The sequence below is a fragment of the Pseudomonas sp. NCIMB 10586 genome (assembly GCF_023127895.1).
Lineage (GTDB): Bacteria > Pseudomonadota > Gammaproteobacteria > Pseudomonadales > Pseudomonadaceae > Aquipseudomonas > Aquipseudomonas synxantha_A.
In genome coordinates this window covers 60453-80718 of record NZ_SPKQ01000007.1, presented here as the reverse complement: position 1 = coordinate 80718, position 20266 = coordinate 60453, and the positions used below count along the sequence as shown (strand labels likewise).

Here is a 20266-nt window from a genome sequence, read left to right as displayed (position 1 = left end):
GCATGGAAGTGCGTTGGGGTGACGTGGTGTCACCCCTCAGCGTAGCGCAAGTATCAAAACGCAGGTGCTTACTTGCGTGCGTTGCGCACACCTGCCGACAGCGCCGCGCAATGACTCAGCACGCCATCGATCGCTTGCTGGTCGCTGCCGGCATTGGCGATGTGATCGATCAGTGCCGAACCCACCACCACACCGTCGGCCAGGCGCGCAATGGCCGCAGCTTGTTCCGGTGTACGAATACCGAAACCGATGCTGATCGGCAGGTCGGTGTGGCGACGCAGACGCGTGACCGCTTCTTCGACGTGTTCCAGCGTGGCGGCGCCGGCACCGGTCACGCCTGCTACCGACACGTAATACACAAACCCGGAACTGCCGTTGAGCACCGTCGGCAGGCGCACGTCATCGGTGGTCGGCGTGGTCAGGCGGATAAAGTCGATGCCCGCGGCCTGAGCCGGGTCGCACAACTCGCCGTTGTGCTCAGGTGGCATGTCGACCACGATCAGGCCGTCGACGCCGGCTGCCTTCGCATCGGCGATAAACTGCGGCACACCGTATTTGTGAATGGGGTTGAAGTAGCCCATCAACACCAGGGGGGTGTCGCTGTCGTCGGTGCGGAACTCGCGGACCATTTGCAGGGTTTTCGCCAGGTTTTGCTTGGCGTCCAGCGCACGGATATTAGCCAGTTGAATCGCCGGGCCGTCTGCCATCGGATCGGTGAAGGGCATGCCCAGCTCGATCACGTCGGCGCCGGCGGCCGGCAAGCCCTTGAGGATCGCCAGCGAGGCGTCATAACCCGGGTCGCCAGCGGTGACGAAGGTCACCAGGGCGGCGCGGTTTTGTTCCTTGAGTTGCGCAAAGCGGGTTTGCAGGCGGCTCATTTAGTGTTTCTCCTGCTTGGACTGTTCCATGTGATGCATCACGGTCTGCATATCTTTGTCGCCACGGCCCGAGAGATTGACCACCATCAGATGATCCTTGGGCAGGGTGGGTGCGCGCTTGAACACTTCAGCCAGGGCGTGGGCGCTTTCCAGCGCAGGAATTATCCCTTCCAGGCGGCAGCATTTGTGGAATGCATCCAGGGCTTCGTCATCAGTTACCGAGGTGTACTGGACGCGGCCGATGTCATGCAACCAGGCGTGCTCAGGGCCGATGCCGGGGTAGTCGAGGCCGGCGGAAATCGAATGGGCGTCGATGATCTGGCCGTCGTCGTCCTGCAGCAGGAAGGTGCGGTTGCCGTGCAGCACGCCGGGTACGCCGCCGTTGAGGCTGGCGGCGTGCTTGCCGGTTTCGATGCCATGGCCCGCTGCTTCGACGCCGATGATTTCGACGCTGGTGTCATCCAGGAACGGGTGGAACAAGCCCATGGCGTTGGAGCCACCGCCGATGCACGCCACCAGGCTGTCCGGCAGGCGGCCTTCCTGGGCTTGCAGTTGGGTGCGGGTTTCCTTGCCGATCACGGCCTGGAAGTCGCGCACCATGGCTGGGTAAGGATGCGGGCCGGCCACGGTGCCGATCAGGTAGAAGGTGCTGTCGACGTTGGTCACCCAGTCACGCAGGGCTTCGTTCATGGCGTCTTTGAGGGTGCCGGTGCCGGCGACCACCGGGATCACTTCGGCACCCAGCAGCTTCATGCGAAACACGTTGGCCTGCTGGCGCTCGATATCGGTGGTGCCCATGTAGATCACGCATTGCAGGCCGAAGCGTGCGGCAACGGTAGCGGTGGCTACGCCGTGCATACCGGCACCGGTCTCGGCGATGATGCGTTTCTTGCCCATGCGCCGTGCCAGCAGGATCTGGCCGATGCAGTTGTTGATCTTGTGCGCGCCGGTGTGGTTCAGCTCTTCGCGCTTGAGATAGATCTTGGCGCCGCCACAGAACTCCGTCAGGCGTTCGGCGAAGTACAGCGGGCTTGGGCGTCCGACGTAATCGCGCTGGAAGTAGGCCAATTCTTCATTGAACGCTGGATCCACTTTGGCCGCTTCGTATTCACGGGCCAGGTCGAGGATCAACGGCATCAGCGTTTCAGCCACGTAGCGGCCGCCGAACGCACCAAACAGGCCGTTGGCGTCAGGGCCGTTGCGTAGATCGGTCTGGGACTGGGTCATGGGGCGCTCCAGGAATGAATGTGTGTTGAGAGGCAATGACGGCCACTCTACCCCTGACGCTTTGGCCTGAAAACCGATAAGATCGCCGTAACCTGTCAGGAAAACTCACAGATGAGCCGCGACCTTCCACCCCTCAATGCCTTGCGTGCTTTTGAAGCCACCGCCCGCTTCAGTAGCGTCAGCCAAGCCGCTGAGCAACTGCACGTGACCCACGGTGCGGTCAGCCGGCAGTTGAAAGTCCTGGAAGAACATTTGGGTGTGAGCCTGTTCGTCAAGGATGGACGTGGCCTTAAACTCACAGATGCAGGCGTTCGGCTTCGGGATGCCAGCGTGGAGGCTTTCGAGCGGTTGCGGGACGCGTGCGCCGAACTTACCCAAAGCAGCGCCGACGCACCCTTTGTGCTCGGCTGTTCGGGTAGCTTGCTGGCGCGCTGGTTTATCCCTCGGCTGGGGCGCTTGAATGCCGACTTGCCCGATTTGCGCCTGCACCTGTCGGCGGGCGAAGGCGATCTGGACCCCCGGCGGCCTGGCCTGGACGCCTTACTGGTATTCGCCGAGCCGCCGTGGCCGGCCGATATGCAAGTGTATGAGCTGGCCAGCGAGCGAATCGGCCCGGTGTTGAGCCCTCGTTTCGCAGGTTTTGAACAGTTGCGTCAGGCTCCAGCAACGGCATTGCTAAGCGAAGCGTTGTTGCACACCACCTCACGACCCCAAGCCTGGCCCAGCTGGGCGCGGCAACACGGCATCGAGCCCGGCGCGTTGAAACTCGGCCAGGGGTTTGAGCACTTGTATTATTTGCTGGAAGCGGCAGTAGCAGGATTGGGAGTGGCGATTGCGCCAGAACCACTGGTGGCAGAGGACCTGCGAGCGGGTCGCCTGGTGGCGCCGTGGGGCTTCAGCGAAACCCCGGCGCACCTGGCTTTGTGGCTACCCAAGCGCGCCGCAGACGGGCGCGCCGGGCAGTTGGCGCAATGGCTCAAGGCTGAGCTGTTGCGTCAACCGGTGTAACCGGTCAATCAGTCACCGCGCTTGCACAGCAGGTAAGCCGCCAGCAGGCCCAGCGCGCCCACGGCGACGCCAGCGGTCGTCCATGGGTGCTCTTGTGCGTAGTCACGGGTGGCGGCACTGGTTTCGCGGATTTTGACTTTGCTTTCTTCATAGGCGTCGCTGATCAGGTGGCGAGAGTGCTTGAGGGCGTTCTCGGCATTGCTTTTCAGGGCCTTCAGCGTTTTGCGCGACTCATCGGACGCGTCGTCCTTGAGGCTCTCCAGAGATTTGAGCAGGCTCGAAATTTCGGCTTCCATGCTTTCCAGCGACGCTTTGCGTAAAGAAGTGTTGGCCATGTGGACATCTCCTGAAGTGATTGAGTGGCGTGTGTAGATACCGACTGCGCCGGTTTCAGAAAGTGCAGTAATTCTGAACTTTCACCTCCAAGCGGTCGCCAGAAGCAGTAAGCACATTCGCTGCTAGTCTTGATTGACGACCTATAGGAGAAACGCCATGAGTGATCATCACACCTACAAAAAAGTCGAACTGGTGGGCTCTTCCACCACCAGCATCGAAGACGCAATCAACAATGCTCTGGCTGAAGCCAACAAAAGCATCAAGCACTTGGAGTGGTTCGAGGTGACTGAAACCCGTGGTCACATCAAGGATGGCAAGGCCGCGCACTTCCAGGTCACGCTGAAAGTGGGGTTCCGAATTGCAAGTAGTTAATCCGCTCAGTTGAACTTTGCCCGCTGGCCGATTGCCATAACCTGCGCTACAACGTATGCGTGCCGATGCGATGAGCATTGGCACGCTCTTTTTGATCAGCGCAAGGAAAGTAACGGATGAAGAAGTTTCTGTTGGCGGTGGGTTTGTTGAGCATTGCGGGTACGGCGATGGCAGCCAAGAACTGTGAGGAGCTGAAAAGCGAGATCGCAGCGAAAATCGATGCCAAGGGCGTACCGCATTACTCTTTGGAAATCGTAGATAAAGGCGCCGCAGCGGATGGTGACGTCGTAGGGACGTGCGGCGGCGACACCAAGGAAATTGTCTACAAGCGCGGTTGATTCCGTGCTCCAGACATAAAAACCGACGCAAGTGCGTCGGTTTTTTTCGCTTGGATTTCAGCCCTTCATCACCTGTGCCAGCAGCTCGTAGGAATGAATCCGGTCGGCGTGCTCATAAAGGTCACTGGTAAAAATCAGCTCATCGGCGCCGGTTTGCTCGATCAACACCTCCAGCTTGGCGCGAATCTTCGCCGGGCTACCCACCATCGCCAGGCCAAGGAAGCTACCCACCGCGTCTTTTTCATGGGGCAGCCACACGCCGTCCATGGTTTTTACCGGTGGGCGCTGCACCAGGCTCTGGCCGCGCATCAGCGCGAGGATGCGTTGGTACATCGAGGTGGCCAGGTAATCGGCCCGTTCATCGGTATCGGCTGCCACCAGTGGAATGCCGAGCATCACGTAGGGCTTGTCCAGTACCGCCGAAGGCTTGAAGTGATTGCGGTACACACGAATCGCCTCATGCATCAGGCGCGGTGCGAAGTGGGAGGCGAAGGCGTAGGGCAAGCCACGCTCACCGGCCAATTGCGCGCTGAACAGGCTCGAACCCAACAGCCACACTGGCACATTGGTGCCCGTGCCCGGTACGGCGATCACCCGTTGGTCGGGCGTACGCGGGCCCAGGTAGGCCATGAGTTCGGCTACGTCTTCGGGGAAGTCATCGGCACTGCCGGAACGTTCACGGCGCAGGGCGCGAGCGGTCATCTGGTCAGAACCGGGCGCGCGGCCCAGGCCCAGGTCGATACGGCCTGGGTAGAGGCTTTCCAGAGTGCCGAACTGTTCGGCAATCACCAAGGGCGCGTGGTTAGGCAGCATGACGCCGCCGGAACCGACACGAATGGTCGAGGTGCCGCCAGCCAGATAGCCGAGCAATACTGAAGTGGCAGAACTGGCGATGCCGTCCATATTGTGGTGCTCAGCTACCCAAAAGCGGTTGTAGCCGAACTTTTCCACGTGTTGGGCCAAGTCCAGGGAATTGCGCAGCGATTGCGCCGGGCTGCCATTGGCACGCACGGGCACCAGGTCGAGGGTCGAAAACTTTACGTCGGACAGCGATTTCATCAGCCTGCTTCTCCAATAGGGCGTACAGGCTTTTTTAAACGAGCTAAAACCTGCCGCTGCATGTGCATACTTCATGCAATAAGGGCATATACCCGAGATTCAATAGGTGGCTCAGAAATTTCCTACTGTATCGCTAGGTTTTTCCGACAAGGTGAACTTTGCCCACGGGTCTATCCTCAGAACCCTTACTGACGCAAAACCACCGTTCGAGGAGAAAGCTATGAGTATCGTTAAAAAGGCATCCGCGCATTGGGAAGGTGATCTGAAGACAGGCCTGGGTTCCATATCCACTGAAACCGGCGTGCTGCGCGAAGCGCCCTACGGCTTCAAGGCCCGTTTCGAAGGCGGCAAGGGCACCAACCCTGAAGAGCTTATCGGCGCAGCTCACGCCGGCTGTTTCTCCATGGCGTTTTCCATGATTCTCGGCGATGCCGGGCTCAAGGCTGACAGCATTGATACCCAGGCCGAAGTGACCCTGGACCAGGTCGAGGGCGGATTCGCGATCACTGCCGTGCACCTGATCCTTAAAGCCAAGATCCCGGGCGCGAGCCAGGCGCAGTTCGATGAACTGAGCAAAAAGGCCAAGGAAGGGTGCCCGGTGTCCAAAGTGCTGAATGCAACCATCACCTTGGATGCCACGCTGGTCAACTGACACAGCAGTACTCTTGTGTGGGAGCGGGCTTGCTCGCGAATGCGGTGGATCAGCCGATATCTCGGTGACTGACACTCCGTATTCGCGAGCAAGCCCGCTCCCACATTTTCAGTTGTGCGTTAAATCAGAACTCGTGTTTGTAAAATGTGGTCGAATAGCCCATGCAGCCTAGGCGCACACTCGTGCGCAGCGCATTCAGGGAGCTACACACATGAAACGTTTTGCCTTGGCAATCATCTGCGGTGTATTGGCCACTTCGGCCGTGGCCGCGCCAAAAGATTGTGAAGAGCTCAGGAAAGAAATCGAAGTGAAGATCCAGGCCAAGGCGATTCCGTCCTACACCCTGGAAATCATCACTGCCGAAGAAGCCAAGAACCATGACGAAGCCATGATCGTCGGTTCGTGTGAAAACGGTACCAAGCGCATCATCTATCAGAAAAACAACGACTGACTCAGATGCAGTTGACGCTGCGTTCTTCGGCCAGCAACTGGCGCGCTGAGTCATACAGCCGGATGTTGGGCGTGAACGCCAGCGAGCGACCTTCGAGCACATAGCGTTGGCCGGCCTGGAAATGGTCGTACTGCAGGGTCATGAAACAGGTGCGATACATCATCTGGCTAAGGCCCCCCAAACCGCCGCCGGCGGGCACTTCAAAGTCAAAGCGCACCATCAGCTCGTGAGGGCCGGGAGGCATTTGGAAGAAGCGCCCGTCGTTGAGGTTTTTCCCGTCCAGGCGCTGAGCCATGACCAATTTGGAGCCCGGCGTCGGCGTGGTGAAATCCACCCAGGCCTGTTGCGGGTCGACAGGCGGGATGGGGGCCGAAGTGCAAGCGCTGAGCAGGAGGGCGGCAACGGGCAATGGAAACTGACGCATGGCAGGTACTCAACGCGAGAAGAGCCTTGAGTATAAACATGCCGCGCCATGGAAAAATCCCGTTCAAGCGCGATAGTCTGGCGAATAAATCACCCAGGAGCAGTCGGGGCATGATCAGGTGTTTTCTTCCAGGGTTGATGGTTGTGCTACTCAGCGGTTGTTCCAGCGTCAGTTATTACAGTCAGTTGGCGAGCGGTCAGTGGCAGTTATTGCGGGCCCGGGAGCCGGTTGCCGAAGTTATCGCCGACCAGACTCGCCCTCAACTATTGCGCGAGCATCTCGTGCAATCGCAAAAAGCTCGCACCTTTGCCAGTGAGCACTTGCATCTGCCTGATAATCAAAGCTACCGGTTATACGCCGATATCGGCCGGCCCTATGTGGTCTGGAATGTCTTCGCCACGCAGGAATTTTCTCTGGCTCCTGAAAACCACTGCTTTCCCATCGCCGGTTGCGTTGCCTATCGCGGCTACTACAACCAAGGCGCGGCGCGTGGCGAGGCGGCGCTGTTGCGGCAACAAGGCATGGACGTGTCGATCGGTGGCGTCGAAGCCTATTCCACCCTGGGGTGGTTCAACGACCCGATCATGAGTTCGATGATGAGTTGGGGTGATGAGCGCCTCGCGACTCTGATCTTCCACGAACTGGCCCACCAGCGTTTCTACGTGAAGGATGACACCGAGTTCAACGAGTCATTCGCCACGTTCGTCGAGCAGGAAGGCACCCGTCAGTGGCGGGCGGCACGGGGCCTGGCGCCTGTCAGCGATGCGGCGTTGAAGCAGCGTGATCAGTTCATCCGACTCATTCTCGATACCCGCAAGCGCCTGGAAGCGTTGTATGCGCAGCCGTTGGCAGCGGACGCGATGCGCCGGGCCAAAGCGGCGCAATTCGAGCAGTTGCGCAGCGAATACCGGCAACTGCGTGATAGCCAATGGGGTGGTGACAAGCGTTATGACGCCTGGATCAACCAGCCGATGAATAACGCTCGGCTTTTGCCGTTTGGGTTGTATGACCAGTGGGTACCGGCGTTTGCGGCGTTGTTTGCGCAGGAAGGTGGGGATTGGGTGAGGTTTTATGCGGCGGTGGAGAAGTTGGGTGGGTTGCCGGTGGAGCAGCGTAAAGCGGCGTTGAGGCAGTTGGAGAAGGTTGGCCGTTAGGGCCTCATCGGGGGCAAGCCCCCTCCCACATTTTGATATGTGAACACATTCAAGTGTGGGAGCGGGCTTGCTCGCGAAAGCGGTTTCAAGAGCGCTGCAAAAATGCCTGGTGCATCTGTGCCAACGTCTCGAAGTGCCAGGTCGGCGCTTCGGCACTCAACTCTTCAAAACTGCCGAACCCATACCCTACCGCCGCCGAATCCAACCCATTGCTGCGTGCGCCGATCAGGTCATGCTTGCGATCACCGATCATCAAGGTTGTGGCCGGGTCCAGCCCTTCCTCACGGATCAAGTGGGCGATCAACTCGACCTTGTTGGTACGCGTGCCGTCCAGTTCGCTGCCGTAAATCACCTTGAAGTGCTTGGCAAAGTCGAAATGCCGCGCAATCTCGCGGGCAAATTCCCATGGCTTGGAGGTGGCCACGTACAGTTGGCGCCCTTGGCTGTTGAGTTCCTCCAGCAATGGCATCACGCCGTCGAACACGCGGTTTTCATACAGCCCGGTGACCTTGAAGCGCTCGCGGTAGAAATTCACCGCTTCCCAGGCCTTGGCCTCGTCGAAACCGTAGAAGTGCATGAACGCTTGCAGCAGAGGCGGGCCGATGAAGTGTTCAAGCTTGGTCAGGTCAGGTTCGTCGATGCCCAATTTGCCAAGGGCGTACTGGATCGAACGGGTGATGCCCTCACGCGGATCGGTGAGCGTGCCGTCCAGGTCGAAGAGGACCGTTGGGTGGTTGAGGGTCATTGATCGAATCCTTCTGCCAGGTGCAGGTCCTTGAGCTTCACGTAGTTCGCAGCGCTGTAGGTGAAAAAGGCGCGCTCCTTGTCAGTCAGCGCGCGGACCTGTTTAACCGGGCTGCCCACATACAAAAAACCACTGTCGAGTTTCTTGCCGGGTGGCACCAGGCTGCCGGCGCCGATGATCACGTCATCCTCGACCACGGCGCCGTCCATCACGATGCTGCTCATGCCAATCAAGACGCGGTTGCCCACCGTGCAACCATGCAGCATGACCTTGTGGGCGATGGTCACGTCGTCGCCGATCAGCAGCGGGAAACCATCAGGATTGAACGGCCCTGCATGGGTAATGTGCAACACGCAGCCGTCCTGCACACTGGTGCGTGCGCCGATGCGGATGCGGTGCATGTCGCCGCGAATCACGGTCAGCGGCCAAACCGAGCTGTCGGGGCCGATTTCGACATCGCCGATCACCACCGCCGAAATATCGACAAAAGCCCCGGCGCCCAGGGTTGGCGTGTGGTTCTGATAGGTGCGAAGGGTCACGATAGCCTCTCTCTCTTCTGCTGATAGCTGCGGTGGGTGTTGATTGTAATTAAGATGGCCCCATCTTTGTTCTTACATGTTTCTTCAGCCAAGGTGCCAACCGTGAGCGCGAACAACCCTCTTTTGCAGTCCTACGACCTGCCGCCGTTCTCGGCGATCCGTGCCGAGCACGTCCAGCCGGCCATCGAACAGATCCTCGCCGACAACCGTGTGGCTATCGCAGACATCCTGCAAAGCCAGGGCAAAAATCCGACATGGGCCGGTCTGGTCCTGGCCATGGATGAACTGAACGACCGCCTTGGCGCTGCCTGGAGCCCGGTCAGCCACCTCAATGCAGTGTGCAACAGCGCCGAGTTGCGTGAAGCCTACGAGGCTTGCCTGCCCGCCTTGAGTGCCTACTCCACCGAGATGGGCCAGAACCGTGAACTGTTCCAGGCTTTCGACGCCTTGGCCAACAGCCCCGAGGCCGCCGGTTTCGACGTGGCGCAAAAAACCATTCTGGAACACTCCCTGCGCGATTTCCGCCTGTCGGGTATCGACCTGCCGCCGGAGCAGCAAAAGCGCTACGCCGAAGTGCAAAGCAAGCTTTCCGAGCTGGGCAGCAAATTCTCCAACCAGTTGCTGGACGCTACCCAGGCCTGGACCAAGCACGTCACCGATGAAGCCACCCTCGCCGGCCTGACCGACTCGGCCAAGGCGCAAATGGCTGCCGCCGCCCAGGCCAAGGGCCTCGACGGCTGGCTGATCACCCTGGAATTCCCCAGCTATTACGCCGTGATGACCTATGCCCAGGACCGCGCCCTGCGTGAAGAGGTCTACGCGGCCTACTGCACCCGTGCGTCGGACCAGGGCCCGAATGCCGGTCAGAACGATAACGGCCCGGTGATGGAACAGATTCTCGACCTGCGTCAGGAACTGGCCCAATTGTTGGGTTACGCGTCCTTCGCCGAGCTGAGCCTGGCGACCAAGATGGCCGACTCCAGCGACCAGGTGCTGAGCTTCCTGCGGGACCTGGCCAAACGCAGCAAGCCGTTCGCCACACAGGATCTGCAACAGCTCAAGGCTTACGCCGCCGAACAAGGCTGCGCCGACCTGCAAAGCTGGGACAGCGGTTTCTATGGCGAAAAATTGCGTGAGCAGCGCTACAGCGTGTCCCAGGAAGCCCTGCGTGCTTACTTCCCGATCGACAAGGTGTTGGGCGGCCTGTTTGCCATTGTGCAACGCCTGTACGGCATCGAGATTGCCGAACAGAAGGGCTTCGACACCTGGCACCCGGACGTTCGCCTGTTTGAAATCAAAGAAAATGGCGAGCACGTCGGGCGCTTCTTCTTCGACCTGTATGCCCGCGCCAACAAGCGTGGCGGTGCCTGGATGGACGGTGCCCGCGATCGTCGTCGCACCGTCGATGGCGTGCTGCAAAGCCCGGTCGCCAACCTGGTGTGCAACTTCACGCCAGCCGACAGCGGCAAGCCTGCGCTGCTCACCCACGATGAAGTCACCACCCTGTTCCACGAATTCGGCCACGGCCTGCATCACCTGCTGACTCGCGTCGAGCACGCCGGTGTATCCGGGATCAACGGCGTGGCGTGGGATGCGGTGGAATTGCCGAGCCAATTCATGGAGAACTGGTGCTGGGAGCCCGAGGGCCTGGCGCTGATCTCTGGCCACTATGAAACCGGCGAGCCCCTGCCCCAGGATCTGCTGGAAAAAATGCTCGCGGCGAAGAATTTCCAGTCCGGCCTGATGATGGTGCGTCAGCTGGAGTTCTCGTTGTTCGACTTTGAGCTGCACGCCACTCATGGCGATGGCCGCAGCGTGGCGCAGGTGCTTGAAGGTGTACGTGATGAAGTCTCGGTGATGCGTCCGCCGGCCTACAACCGCTTCCCCAACAGCTTCGCACACATCTTCGCCGGTGGTTATGCGGCGGGTTACTACAGCTACAAATGGGCCGAAGTGCTTTCGGCCGATGCCTTCTCCAAGTTCGAAGAAGACGGTGTGCTCAATGCCCAGACCGGGCGTGCGTTTCGCGAAGCGATCCTGGCGCGTGGCGGTTCCCAGGCGCCGATGGTGCTGTTCGTCGACTTCCGCGGACGGGCGCCATCGATTGACGCACTCTTGCGCCACAGCGGCCTGAGTGAGGACGCGGCAGCATGAGTGAAGCGCCTGTGATTACCAAAAAGCAATTTATCGCCGGGGCGGTCTGCCCGGCGTGCAGTGAGCCGGACAAGTTGAAAATGTGGACCGAAGACAGCGTGCCGCACCGCGAATGCGTGGCCTGCGGGTATACCGATACGTTGAATGATCAGGGGCTTTCGGTGCCCAAGGAGTTGGGCACGCGGGTCAATACATCGGCATTGAAAGCGCCGGCGGATCCAAAAGTGCAGGCGGTGCAGTTCTTCCCCAATCCCAAGCTCAAAAAAGACTAAACCGGACTCACTGTAGGAGCGAGCTTGCTCGCGAAAAACGTTAACGATAACGCGGTTTCCCTAAGTAAACGCGGTGTCATTCAGTTATTCGCAAGTAAGCTCACGCCTACAATTTTTTCTCTTCCTGGCCCGTTGTGGTGATCCAGTCTTTCATTGAGCACAACGCGAACGCGCTGGTGCTGCAATCGCCATTCGCCAAAGCTGTACGCAACTTGTCGACATCGGCTTTCATCATGTAGCGAACCCCGTCCTTGAAGCCATTGCTGCTGCCGAAGCCGCCCAAGGTCATCTCGTTCAGCGCGTCCTCCTTGCTCCATCCCTGAACCACCACCCGATACATCGCTGCCATCAGGCCAGTCCGGTCGGCGCCGTGCTTGCAGTGCATCAACACCGGGCCATCTGCTTCTGCTGTCTGAATCGCTCTGATCGCCGCCAACACGTCGGAATCGTCGACATGGTTGGTGCGATAGCTCAACTGCACCTGTTTGATATCAGATGATTTAAGCCACTGCGCATCAGATTCCGGCAAAAAGTTGATGACGGTAGCGATCTTGAGTTCTTCCAAAATGGGCAGTGCATCACCGTCTGGCAATGCGCTGCGATAGAGCGTGGGCGTCATTTGATGCAGGTTGTACTGGTCACCCACTGGTTGGGCACATTCCGGCGAGCGGATCGAGATCGCGTCATCGGCCTGGGCTTGAAGCGTGTTGAACAGGGCCATGACCGCCAAGCCGAGGATAGGCAGTAATCGTGTGTTGAACATGGACAGTGTGACCGAATAAGGAAGTGGCTGATGGGCCGTAGATTCGCTTAGGGGCGGTCAATGTCGCGTGAGGTCTTCGTCAAAGAATTGTGATTCATCCGATCTGATCCGGTGTTTTTCTCGCTGAATCGACTCTTCTCAATTCTTAGCCTGCTATCATTTGTAACTATTGTTTGCCAATGTGTTCTATGTTTTTGGATCCCATTGCTTGGCAAGCCTTCACGCTGCTCCCAGAAGCGGCGGATAAACCCGTGACCACATGATGAGGTGTATCCATGTCTGATCAAGATCAAGACAACCCCCGGCGTGACTTTTTACGCAAATCCTTGACCTTGATCCCGGTGGTCACGGTTGCCAGCACCGGCCTGGGTGGTTCGATGCTGATGGCCACGCCGGAGCCTGCCCAAGCGGCGCCGGCCAAACCTGCGACGAGCGATAAAGCCTATGAGCCGAGCTATTTCACGGCCGAGGAATGGGCGTTCATCAACGCCGCCGTCGAGCGCTTGATTCCGGCTGATGCCCAAGGCCCTGGCGCACTGGAAGCTGGCGCGCCGGAATATATCGACCGCCAGATGAACACCCCTTACGCCAGCGGCGCCCTGTGGTTCATGCAAGGTCCCTTCAACGCCGATGCGCCGCCGGAAATGGGCTGGCAGAGCAAATTGGTACCCAAGGAAATCTATCGCCTGGGTATCGCCGCAACGGACGCTTGGTCGAAAGCGTTCAACGGCAAGGCTTTTGCTGCGCAAGACAGCGCTACCCGAGACGATATGCTACGCCGTCTGGAGGCCGGCGGCAGCGAAGTTGCCGCGCACTTCGACGCCGTGCCGCCAAAGATGTTCTTTAACCTGTTGCTGCAAAACACCAAGGAAGGTTTCTTCTGCGACCCGATCCATGGCGGCAATAAAGGCATGGTCGGCTGGACCATGATCGGCTTCCCCGGCGCCCGCGCCGACTTCATGGATTGGGTGGAACGCAACGAGCAATACCCCTTCCCGGCTGTTTCCATTCGCGGCGAGAGGGCATAAACGTGGCGACCATCATGAAGAAAGTGGATGCGGTGATTGTAGGCTTTGGCTGGACCGGCGCGATCATGGCCAAGGAGCTGACGGAAGCAGGCCTCAACGTGGTAGCGCTGGAGCGCGGCCCGATGCAGGACACTTATCCGGACGGCAACTATCCCCAGGTCATCGACGAATTGACCTACAGCGTGCGTAAGAAGCTGTTCCAGGACATTTCCAAAGAGACAGTAACCATTCGCCATAGTGTGAATGATGTGGCCTTGCCCAACCGTCAACTCGGTGCGTTCCTGCCGGGTAATGGCGTGGGCGGCGCGGGGCTGCACTGGTCGGGCGTGCATTTTCGTGTCGATCCGATCGAGTTGCGTATGCGCAGCCATTACGAGGAACGCTACGGGAAGAACTTCATTCCCAAGGACATGACCATCCAGGATTTCGGCGTCAGCTATGAAGAGCTGGAGCCGTTTTTCGACTATGCGGAAAAAGTCTTCGGTACCTCCGGGCAGGCCTGGACGGTCAAAGGTCAGTTGGTAGGCGAAGGCCGTGGGGGCAACCCTTACGCGCCGGATCGTTCCAACCCGTTCCCGTTGGAGGCGCAGAAGAATACGGTCTCCGCACAACTGTTTCAGAAAGCAGCTACGGAGGTGGGTTACAAGCCTTACAACCTGCCGTCGGCCAATACGTCGGGGCCATACACCAACCCCTACGGCGCGCAGATGGGACCGTGCAATTTCTGCGGCTTTTGCAGTGGCTACGTGTGCTACATGTATTCCAAAGCGTCGCCGAACGTGAACATCCTGCCGGCCCTGCGCCAGGTGCCCAACTTCGAGTTGCGGCCCAATTCCCACGTACTCAAGGTCAACCTCGACAGCACCAAGAAAAAAGCCACTGGCGTGACCTATATCGATGCCCAGGGCCGCGAATGCGAACAGCCGGCAGACCTGGTGATTCTGGGCGCGTTCCAGTTCCATAACGTGCGCCTGATGTTGCTGTCGGGCATCGGCAAACCCTACGACCCGATTACCAATGAGGGCGTGGTAGGCCGCAACTTCGCTTACCAGAACATGGGCACCATCAAGGCGTTCTTTGATAAGGACACCCACACCAACAACTTCATTGGCGCGGGCGGCAATGGCGTGGCCATCGACGACTTCAACGCCGACAACTTCGACCACGGCCCCCACGGCTTCGTGGGGGGCTCGCCGATGTGGGTCAACCAGGCGGGCAGCCGGCCGATTGCCGGTACTTCCAACCCGCCGGGCACGCCGGCCTGGGGCAGCGCCTGGAAGCGTGCCACCGCCGATTACTACACCCACCAGGTGTCGATGGATGCCCACGGTGCCCATCAATCCTACCGGAGTAACTATCTGGATCTGGATCCGGTTTACCGCGATGCCTACGGCCTGCCGCTGCTGCGCATGACGTTCGACTGGCAGGAAAACGACATCAAGATGAACCGCTTCATGGTCGAGAAAATGGGCAAGGTCGCACAGGCGATGAACCCCAAGGCCATCGCCGTGTTGGGTAAAAAAGTCGGTGATCACTTCAATACCGCCTCTTACCAGACCACCCACCTCAACGGCGGCGCCATCATGGGCACCGACCCGAAAACCAGTGCGTTGAACCGCTACCTGCAGTGTTGGGATGTGCACAACGTGTTCGTCCCGGGCGCGTCTGCTTTCCCACAGGGCTTGGGCTATAACCCTACCGGCCTGGTGGCAGCTTTGACCTATTGGTCAGCTCGAGCAATCCGCGAGCAGTACCTGAAAAACCCCGGCCCACTGGTTCAGGCATAAGGAGCGATGACCATGAAAGCACTCGTTATCGCCTCCCTGGCGCTCTTCAGCAGCTGCTCGGTGAGCGCTGCGGAATCTGACTTGATCAAGCAGGGTGAATACCTGGCACGTGCCGGCGACTGCGTGGCTTGCCACACCGCCAAAGGCGGTAAACCCTTCGCCGGTGGCCTGCCGATGGAAACACCCATCGGCGTGATCTACTCCACCAACATCACCCCAGACAAGACCGGCCTGGGCGACTACAGCTTCGAAGACTTCGACAAGGCCGTGCGCCATGGCGTCGCCAAGAACGGCAGTACGCTTTACCCGGCGATGCCCTATCCGTCCTACGCGCGTGTCAGCGATAGCGATATGCAAGCGCTGTATGCGTATTTCATGAAGGGCGTCGAGCCGGTCGCCCAAGAGAACAAGGACAGCGATATCCCCTGGCCTTTGAGTATGCGTTGGCCGCTGGCCGCGTGGCGCTGGATGTTTGCGCCGGCGGTCGAGACGCAACCGTCACCAGCCGCAGCGGATCCGGTGATCAGCCGTGGCGCGTACTTGGTGGAAGGCCTGGGACACTGCGGCGCCTGCCATACGCCGCGTGCCCTGACCATGCAGGAAAAAGCCCTGAGCGCCACTGACGGCAACGACTTCCTGTCCGGCAGCGCACCGTTGGAGGGCTGGATTGCGAAAAGCCTGCGTGGCGACCACAAGGACGGCCTCGGCAGCTGGAGCGAAGAGCAACTGGTGCAGTTTCTCAAGACCGGTCGCAGTGACCGCAGTGCGGTGTTCGGTGGTATGAGCGATGTTGTCGTCCACAGCATGCAGTACATGTCAGAAGATGACTTGACCGCTATCGCCCGTTACCTCAAGAGCCTGCCGGCGGTGGACCCCAAGGATCAGCCGCACCAGTACGACAAGCAGGTGGCCGAGGCGCTTTGGAAAGGTGATGACAGCAAGCCGGGCGCCTCGGTGTATATCGACAACTGCGCGGCCTGCCACCGCACCGATGGTCATGGCTATACGCGGGTGTTCCCGGCGCTGGCGGGTAACCCGGTCGTGCAGACGGCGGACGCCACGTCGTTGATCAACATTGTGTTGAACGGCGGCACCTTGCCGGCGACGCATTCCGCGCCGTCCACCTTCACCATGCCGGCATTCGCCTGGCGCCTGTCGGACCAGGAAGTGGCCGATGTGGTCAGTTTTATCCGTGGCAGCTGGGGCAACCAAGGGGCGCCGGTAAACGCCAGCGATGTGGCAGGCCTGCGCAAAAGCGATATGCGCACCACGTCGGGCGATGATCTGGGGCAGGTGACGCAAAAGCACTGATCCCACTCTAGCCGCCCAACGGCACTGGTCAGCAACCCCGCGCCTCGATACTGTATATAAAAACAGTATCGAGGCGTTTTCATGACTACTGCGCTGCCGCCCCGGGGTCGGGGCACGGCCACCAACCTGCACAACCGGTTTGCACCTACGGTCAGCGTGGCCGAGGACGATGGCTGGTACCAGGAGGTGCCGCCCACTCAAGGCACCGAAGTGCGTATCGAAACGGCCAAGACCATCATCACCCGCAACAACTCGCCGGACTTGCCGTTCGATCGCTCGATCAACCCTTACCGCGGCTGTGAGCATGGGTGCATCTATTGTTATGCACGGCCCAGCCATGCCTATTGGGACATGTCCCCGGGGCTCGACTTCGAGACCCGGCTGATTGCCAAGAGCAATGCGGCCGATGTGCTGGAGCAGCAGCTGTCCAAGCCTGGCTATGTGTGCGCGCCGATCAACCTGGGCTCTAACACCGATCCGTACCAGCCTATCGAACGCGAATACAGGATCACGCGGCAAACCCTTGAAGTGCTGCTACGCTACCGTCACCCGGTGACGATCATCACCAAGGGCTCGCTGATCCTGCGTGATCTGGACCTGCTCACCGAGTTGGCCCGTCAGCGCCTGGTGGCGGTGATGATCAGCCTGACCAGCCTGGATGACGAGCTCAAGCGCATCCTGGAGCCACGCACGGCGGCGCCCAAGGCGCGTTTGCGGGCCATTCGGGTGATGCGCGACGCGGGTATTGCGGTGGGTGTGTTGTGCTCGCCGATGATTCCGATGATCAACGACAGTGAGCTGGAAAACCTGCTGACCGAGGCTCATGCGGCCGGTGCGCAAAGCGCGGCGTACATGATGCTGCGCCTGCCGTTGGAAGTGGCGCCGCTGTTCGAGGAGTGGCTGGCGGCACACTACCCGCAGCGTGCGGCTCATGTGATGAGCCTGGTGCGTCAGGTACGCGGTGGTGAGGTGTATGACAGCCGCTTCGGTGTGCGCATGCGGGGTGAAGGGCCCTTTGCCGATTTGCTGGCTCAACGCTTCAGCAAGGCGATCAAGCGTTTGGGGCTGAACCGACGCGAAGGATTCAACCTGGATTGCACCGCATTCTGCCCACCGGGCAGACAGATGACATTGTTGTAAACTGAAGAAGATGGCGGTGAATTTACCGTAGGAATAGTCGCCTTTTGATATCACTGAAACCCGCGATCTAGAGCGTTTCATTCAGTTTGAGTTAAGTTTCAGCGGTTACCTTGTTCAGCGAGTGACTGACGAGTCGGTGCCCTGTTCTGCGGTGGTTTTACAACTATTTCACCGCCCTGGCGTCGAACTGACCTGAACCCTCCCCTGCATTGATCAAGAGGATGAATCATGAGTGACAAGGATAAACAGCCGTTGGCTGCGTCGGCTTCAGCCCCTGTGGCGGAGTCCGCCGATGCAGCGCTGCAACACATCGTTGACGGTTTTTTGCATTTCCATCACGACGTCTTCCCTCAGCAGGAAGAACTCTTCAAGAAACTTGCCACGGCCCAGAGCCCGCGGGCAATGTTCATTACCTGCGCCGACTCGCGCATCGTGCCCGAGCTGATTACCCAAAGCTCCCCGGGCGACCTGTTCGTGACCCGTAACGTCGGTAACGTGGTGCCTCCCTACGGCCAAATGAACGGTGGTGTCTCCACGGCCATCGAGTATGCGGTGCTTGCCCTTGGTGTACAGCACATCATTGTGTGCGGGCACTCCGACTGCGGCGCGATGCGCGCGGTACTCAACCCAGACAGCCTGGAAAAGATGCCGACGGTCAAGGCATGGCTGCGTCACGCCGAGGTCGCCAAGACCATGGTCCATGACAACTGCGACTGCGCCAACGAAGGCGAGAGCATGGCGGTGCTGACCGAAGAAAACGTTATCGCCCAACTGCAACATTTGCGCACCCACCCTTCCGTGGCTTCGCGCATGGCCAATGGTCATTTGTTTATCCATGGCTGGATCTACAACATCGAGACCAGCGAAATTCGGGCCTACGATGCGGACAAAGCGGCGTTCCGACCGCTGAACGGCACCGAGCCGATCCCTTCAGCGACGCCTAAAGCGCGCTTCTAAAACACTTCCCTGCCGGGTAACGCGGTGGCTGCCATGGACGCAGCCAGGCTTTACCGCGCCCGGCGAATGCCTCGGGAGAGTCATCATGCGTGCTGCTCAATTGAAAGCTGTTTTGCCACGAGAGCTGCTCGCCTCGGTGGTTGTTTTTCTGGTTGCCTTGCCGCTGTGCATGGGCATTGCGATCGCATCCGGTATGCCGCCGGCCAAGGGGCTGATCACCGGGATCATCGGTGGCCTGGTGGTGGGCTGGTTGGCGGGGTCGCCGCTGCAAGTCAGCGGCCCGGCGGCGGGTTTGGCGGTACTGGTGTTCGAACTGGTGCGCCAACACGGCATGATGATGCTGGGGCCGATCCTGCTGCTGGCCGGCTTCCTACAACTGGTGGCCGGGCGTTTGCGCCTGGGTTGCTGGTTTCGTGTCACGGCGCCGGCGGTTGTCTACGGCATGTTGGCGGGGATCGGCGTGTTGATTGTGCTTTCGCAGATCCATGTGATGCTTGATGGGGCGCCCAAGCCATCCGGGCTGGATAACCTGGCAGGCTTCCCGGCGGCGGTGGCTGAAGCGCTTCCGACCTTGGGTGGCGGGCTCGGGTGGCAGGCCGGCCTGCTCGGTCTGTCGACCATGTTGGTCATGTACCTGTGGGACAAATTCCGCCCGCGGCAATTGCGTTTTGTGCCGGGCGCCCTGCTGGGGGTGGGGCTGGCGACCGTCACCAGCCTGGTGCTGGCCCTGCAGGTCAAGCGCGTGGAGGTCCCGGAAAATCTCGCGGATGCCATTGACTGGCTGCGCCCCAGCGATCTGCTCAACCTGGCTGACCCACAGCTGTTGATCGCAGCTTTCGCCGTAGCGTTTATCGCCAGCGCCGAAACCCTGCTGTCTGCCGCAGCGGTGGATCGTATGCACAGCGGCCAGCGTTCCGATTTCGATAAGGAATTGTCTGCCCAAGGTGTCGGCAACATGCTCTGCGGCCTGGTGGGTGCCCTGCCGATGACCGGCGTGATCGTGCGCAGCTCGGCCAACGTCCAGGCCGGGGCTACCACTCGCTTGTCGGCGATGTTCCATGGCCTGTGGTTGCTCGGCTTCGTGCTCTTGCTGTCGAGCGTGCTGCAAAGCATTCCGGTCGCGAGCCTGGCGGGTGTGCTGGTGTACACCGGGATCAAGCTGGTGGACGTCAAGGCGTTCAAGGCGCTGGGACGTTACGGGCGGATGCCGATGTTCACCTATGCGGCCACGGCACTGGCGATCATCTTCACCGACTTGCTGACCGGTGTGCTGGTGGGCTTCGGACTTACGCTGCTCAAACTGGCCTTCAAGGCTTCGCGGCTGAAAGTCAGCTTGATCGACCTGCCTCAAGAGGGGGAGATGGAGCTGCGCTTGACGGGTGCGGCGACCTTTCTGAAAGTGCCGGCGCTGACTCAGGTGCTGTCGGCGGTGCCTGCGGGGACCACGTTGCATGTGCCGCTGAGTAACTTGAGTTACATCGACCACTCTTGTCTGGAATTGCTGGAGGAGTGGGGACGGGCCAATGCGGCCAAGGGCTCGACGCTGGTGATCGAGGCACGGGGATTGAAGCGCCGGCTGGAAGGCCGAGTGCGTACGACGGTGGGGATCGGATCAGCGCCGCCTGTTACCTGACGAAACCCGATCATAAAATGTGGGAGGGGGCTTGCTCC

At 59.8% G+C, this 20266-nt stretch carries 22 protein-coding genes; 14 read left to right on the top strand and 8 right to left on the bottom strand.

Features of this window, described 5'->3' with window-relative positions:
• Positions 1-68: 68 nt before the first annotated feature.
• A complete protein-coding gene (trpA, locus tag E4P01_RS02500) occupies positions 69-878 on the bottom strand; it encodes a tryptophan synthase subunit alpha (RefSeq protein WP_005783403.1) in 810 nt (269 codons plus the stop codon).
• Complete coding sequence (trpB, locus tag E4P01_RS02495; RefSeq protein WP_005783404.1) at positions 879-2105, bottom strand: tryptophan synthase subunit beta; 1227 nt, start codon at positions 2103-2105, stop codon at positions 879-881.
• A gap of 111 nt (positions 2106-2216) precedes the next feature.
• On the opposite strand from trpB, the gene E4P01_RS02490 reads away from it, so the two are divergent.
• Positions 2217-3113, top strand: coding sequence for a LysR family transcriptional regulator (locus E4P01_RS02490; protein WP_078822706.1), 897 nt, complete (start codon positions 2217-2219; stop codon positions 3111-3113).
• A gap of 8 nt (positions 3114-3121) precedes the next feature.
• Here E4P01_RS02490 and E4P01_RS02485 read toward each other — a convergent pair whose 3' ends face one another.
• Positions 3122-3448 carry a DUF883 family protein gene (locus E4P01_RS02485; protein WP_003187304.1) on the bottom strand — a complete coding sequence of 109 codons (327 nt, stop codon included), beginning with the start codon at positions 3446-3448 and terminating at the stop codon, positions 3122-3124.
• Between the two features lie 157 nt (positions 3449-3605).
• On the opposite strand from E4P01_RS02485, the gene E4P01_RS02480 reads away from it, so the two are divergent.
• Both E4P01_RS02480 and E4P01_RS02475 read left to right on the top strand, forming a co-directional pair.
• Positions 3606-3821: a dodecin gene (locus E4P01_RS02480; RefSeq protein ID WP_005783406.1), complete on the top strand. Its 216-nt coding sequence runs from the start codon at positions 3606-3608 to the stop codon at positions 3819-3821.
• A 116-nt stretch (positions 3822-3937) separates the two neighbouring features.
• Positions 3938-4159 (top strand): DUF1161 domain-containing protein, encoded by a 222-nt coding sequence (locus tag E4P01_RS02475; RefSeq protein WP_078822707.1) that lies wholly within the window; start codon positions 3938-3940, stop codon positions 4157-4159.
• Between the two features lie 57 nt (positions 4160-4216).
• Here E4P01_RS02475 and E4P01_RS02470 read toward each other — a convergent pair whose 3' ends face one another.
• Positions 4217-5218, bottom strand: a complete 1002-nt coding sequence (locus tag E4P01_RS02470) for an LLM class flavin-dependent oxidoreductase (protein ID WP_216090517.1) — start codon at positions 5216-5218, stop codon at positions 4217-4219.
• 220 nt (positions 5219-5438) lie between these two features.
• Here E4P01_RS02470 and E4P01_RS02465 point away from each other — a divergent pair, with 220 nt between their 5' ends.
• Complete coding sequence (locus E4P01_RS02465; protein WP_003187311.1) at positions 5439-5870, top strand: OsmC family protein; 432 nt, start codon at positions 5439-5441, stop codon at positions 5868-5870.
• Between the two features lie 211 nt (positions 5871-6081).
• Complete coding sequence (locus E4P01_RS02460; protein ID WP_003187312.1) at positions 6082-6321, top strand: DUF1161 domain-containing protein; 240 nt, start codon at positions 6082-6084, stop codon at positions 6319-6321.
• A gap of 1 nt (position 6322) precedes the next feature.
• Here E4P01_RS02460 and E4P01_RS02455 read toward each other — a convergent pair whose 3' ends face one another.
• A complete protein-coding gene (locus E4P01_RS02455) occupies positions 6323-6745 on the bottom strand; it encodes a hypothetical protein (RefSeq protein ID WP_005783410.1) in 423 nt (140 codons plus the stop codon).
• 110 nt (positions 6746-6855) lie between these two features.
• Between E4P01_RS02455 and E4P01_RS02450 the strand changes: the two genes are divergently transcribed.
• Positions 6856-7899, top strand: a complete 1044-nt coding sequence (locus E4P01_RS02450; protein WP_032878578.1) for an aminopeptidase — start codon at positions 6856-6858, stop codon at positions 7897-7899.
• Between the two features lie 85 nt (positions 7900-7984).
• Here the strand turns inward: E4P01_RS02450 and E4P01_RS02445 are convergent, their stop codons facing one another.
• Entirely contained in the window at positions 7985-8644 is a 660-nt protein-coding gene (locus E4P01_RS02445; protein WP_103734086.1) for an HAD family hydrolase, read from the bottom strand.
• Positions 8641-9183 (bottom strand): gamma carbonic anhydrase family protein, encoded by a 543-nt coding sequence (locus tag E4P01_RS02440; protein WP_005783413.1) that lies wholly within the window; start codon positions 9181-9183, stop codon positions 8641-8643. The genes E4P01_RS02445 and E4P01_RS02440 overlap by 4 nt, the downstream gene beginning before the upstream one ends.
• Positions 9184-9285: 102 nt before the next feature.
• On the opposite strand from E4P01_RS02440, the gene prlC reads away from it, so the two are divergent.
• A complete protein-coding gene (prlC, locus tag E4P01_RS02435; RefSeq protein WP_032878576.1) occupies positions 9286-11337 on the top strand; it encodes an oligopeptidase A in 2052 nt (683 codons plus the stop codon).
• Positions 11334-11609, top strand: coding sequence for a YheV family putative zinc ribbon protein (locus E4P01_RS02430; RefSeq protein ID WP_032878575.1), 276 nt, complete (start codon positions 11334-11336; stop codon positions 11607-11609). Before prlC ends, E4P01_RS02430 begins: the two co-directional genes overlap by 4 nt.
• A 106-nt stretch (positions 11610-11715) precedes the next feature.
• Here the strand turns inward: E4P01_RS02430 and E4P01_RS02425 are convergent, their stop codons facing one another.
• Positions 11716-12372: a dual specificity protein phosphatase family protein gene (locus tag E4P01_RS02425; protein ID WP_216090518.1), complete on the bottom strand. Its 657-nt coding sequence runs from the start codon at positions 12370-12372 to the stop codon at positions 11716-11718.
• 275 nt (positions 12373-12647) lie between these two features.
• On the opposite strand from E4P01_RS02425, the gene E4P01_RS02420 reads away from it, so the two are divergent.
• The 6 genes from E4P01_RS02420 (at position 12648) to E4P01_RS02395 (ending at position 20228) form a co-directional block, all read left to right on the top strand.
• Positions 12648-13400, top strand: coding sequence for a gluconate 2-dehydrogenase subunit 3 family protein (locus E4P01_RS02420; RefSeq protein ID WP_032878573.1), 753 nt, complete (start codon positions 12648-12650; stop codon positions 13398-13400).
• A gap of 2 nt (positions 13401-13402) precedes the next feature.
• Entirely contained in the window at positions 13403-15187 is a 1785-nt protein-coding gene (locus tag E4P01_RS02415; RefSeq protein WP_005783418.1) for a GMC family oxidoreductase, read from the top strand.
• Between the two features lie 12 nt (positions 15188-15199).
• Entirely contained in the window at positions 15200-16498 is a 1299-nt protein-coding gene (locus E4P01_RS02410) for a cytochrome c (RefSeq protein ID WP_078822712.1), read from the top strand.
• 81 nt (positions 16499-16579) lie between these two features.
• On the top strand, positions 16580-17638 hold the full coding sequence (locus E4P01_RS02405; RefSeq protein ID WP_032878571.1) for a PA0069 family radical SAM protein: 1059 nt from the start codon (positions 16580-16582) through the stop codon (positions 17636-17638).
• 228 nt (positions 17639-17866) lie between these two features.
• Positions 17867-18595 (top strand): carbonic anhydrase, encoded by a 729-nt coding sequence (locus E4P01_RS02400; protein WP_005783421.1) that lies wholly within the window; start codon positions 17867-17869, stop codon positions 18593-18595.
• 85 nt (positions 18596-18680) lie between these two features.
• Entirely contained in the window at positions 18681-20228 is a 1548-nt protein-coding gene (locus E4P01_RS02395) for a SulP family inorganic anion transporter (protein WP_216090519.1), read from the top strand.
• The last annotated feature ends 38 nt before the right edge of the window (positions 20229-20266 follow it).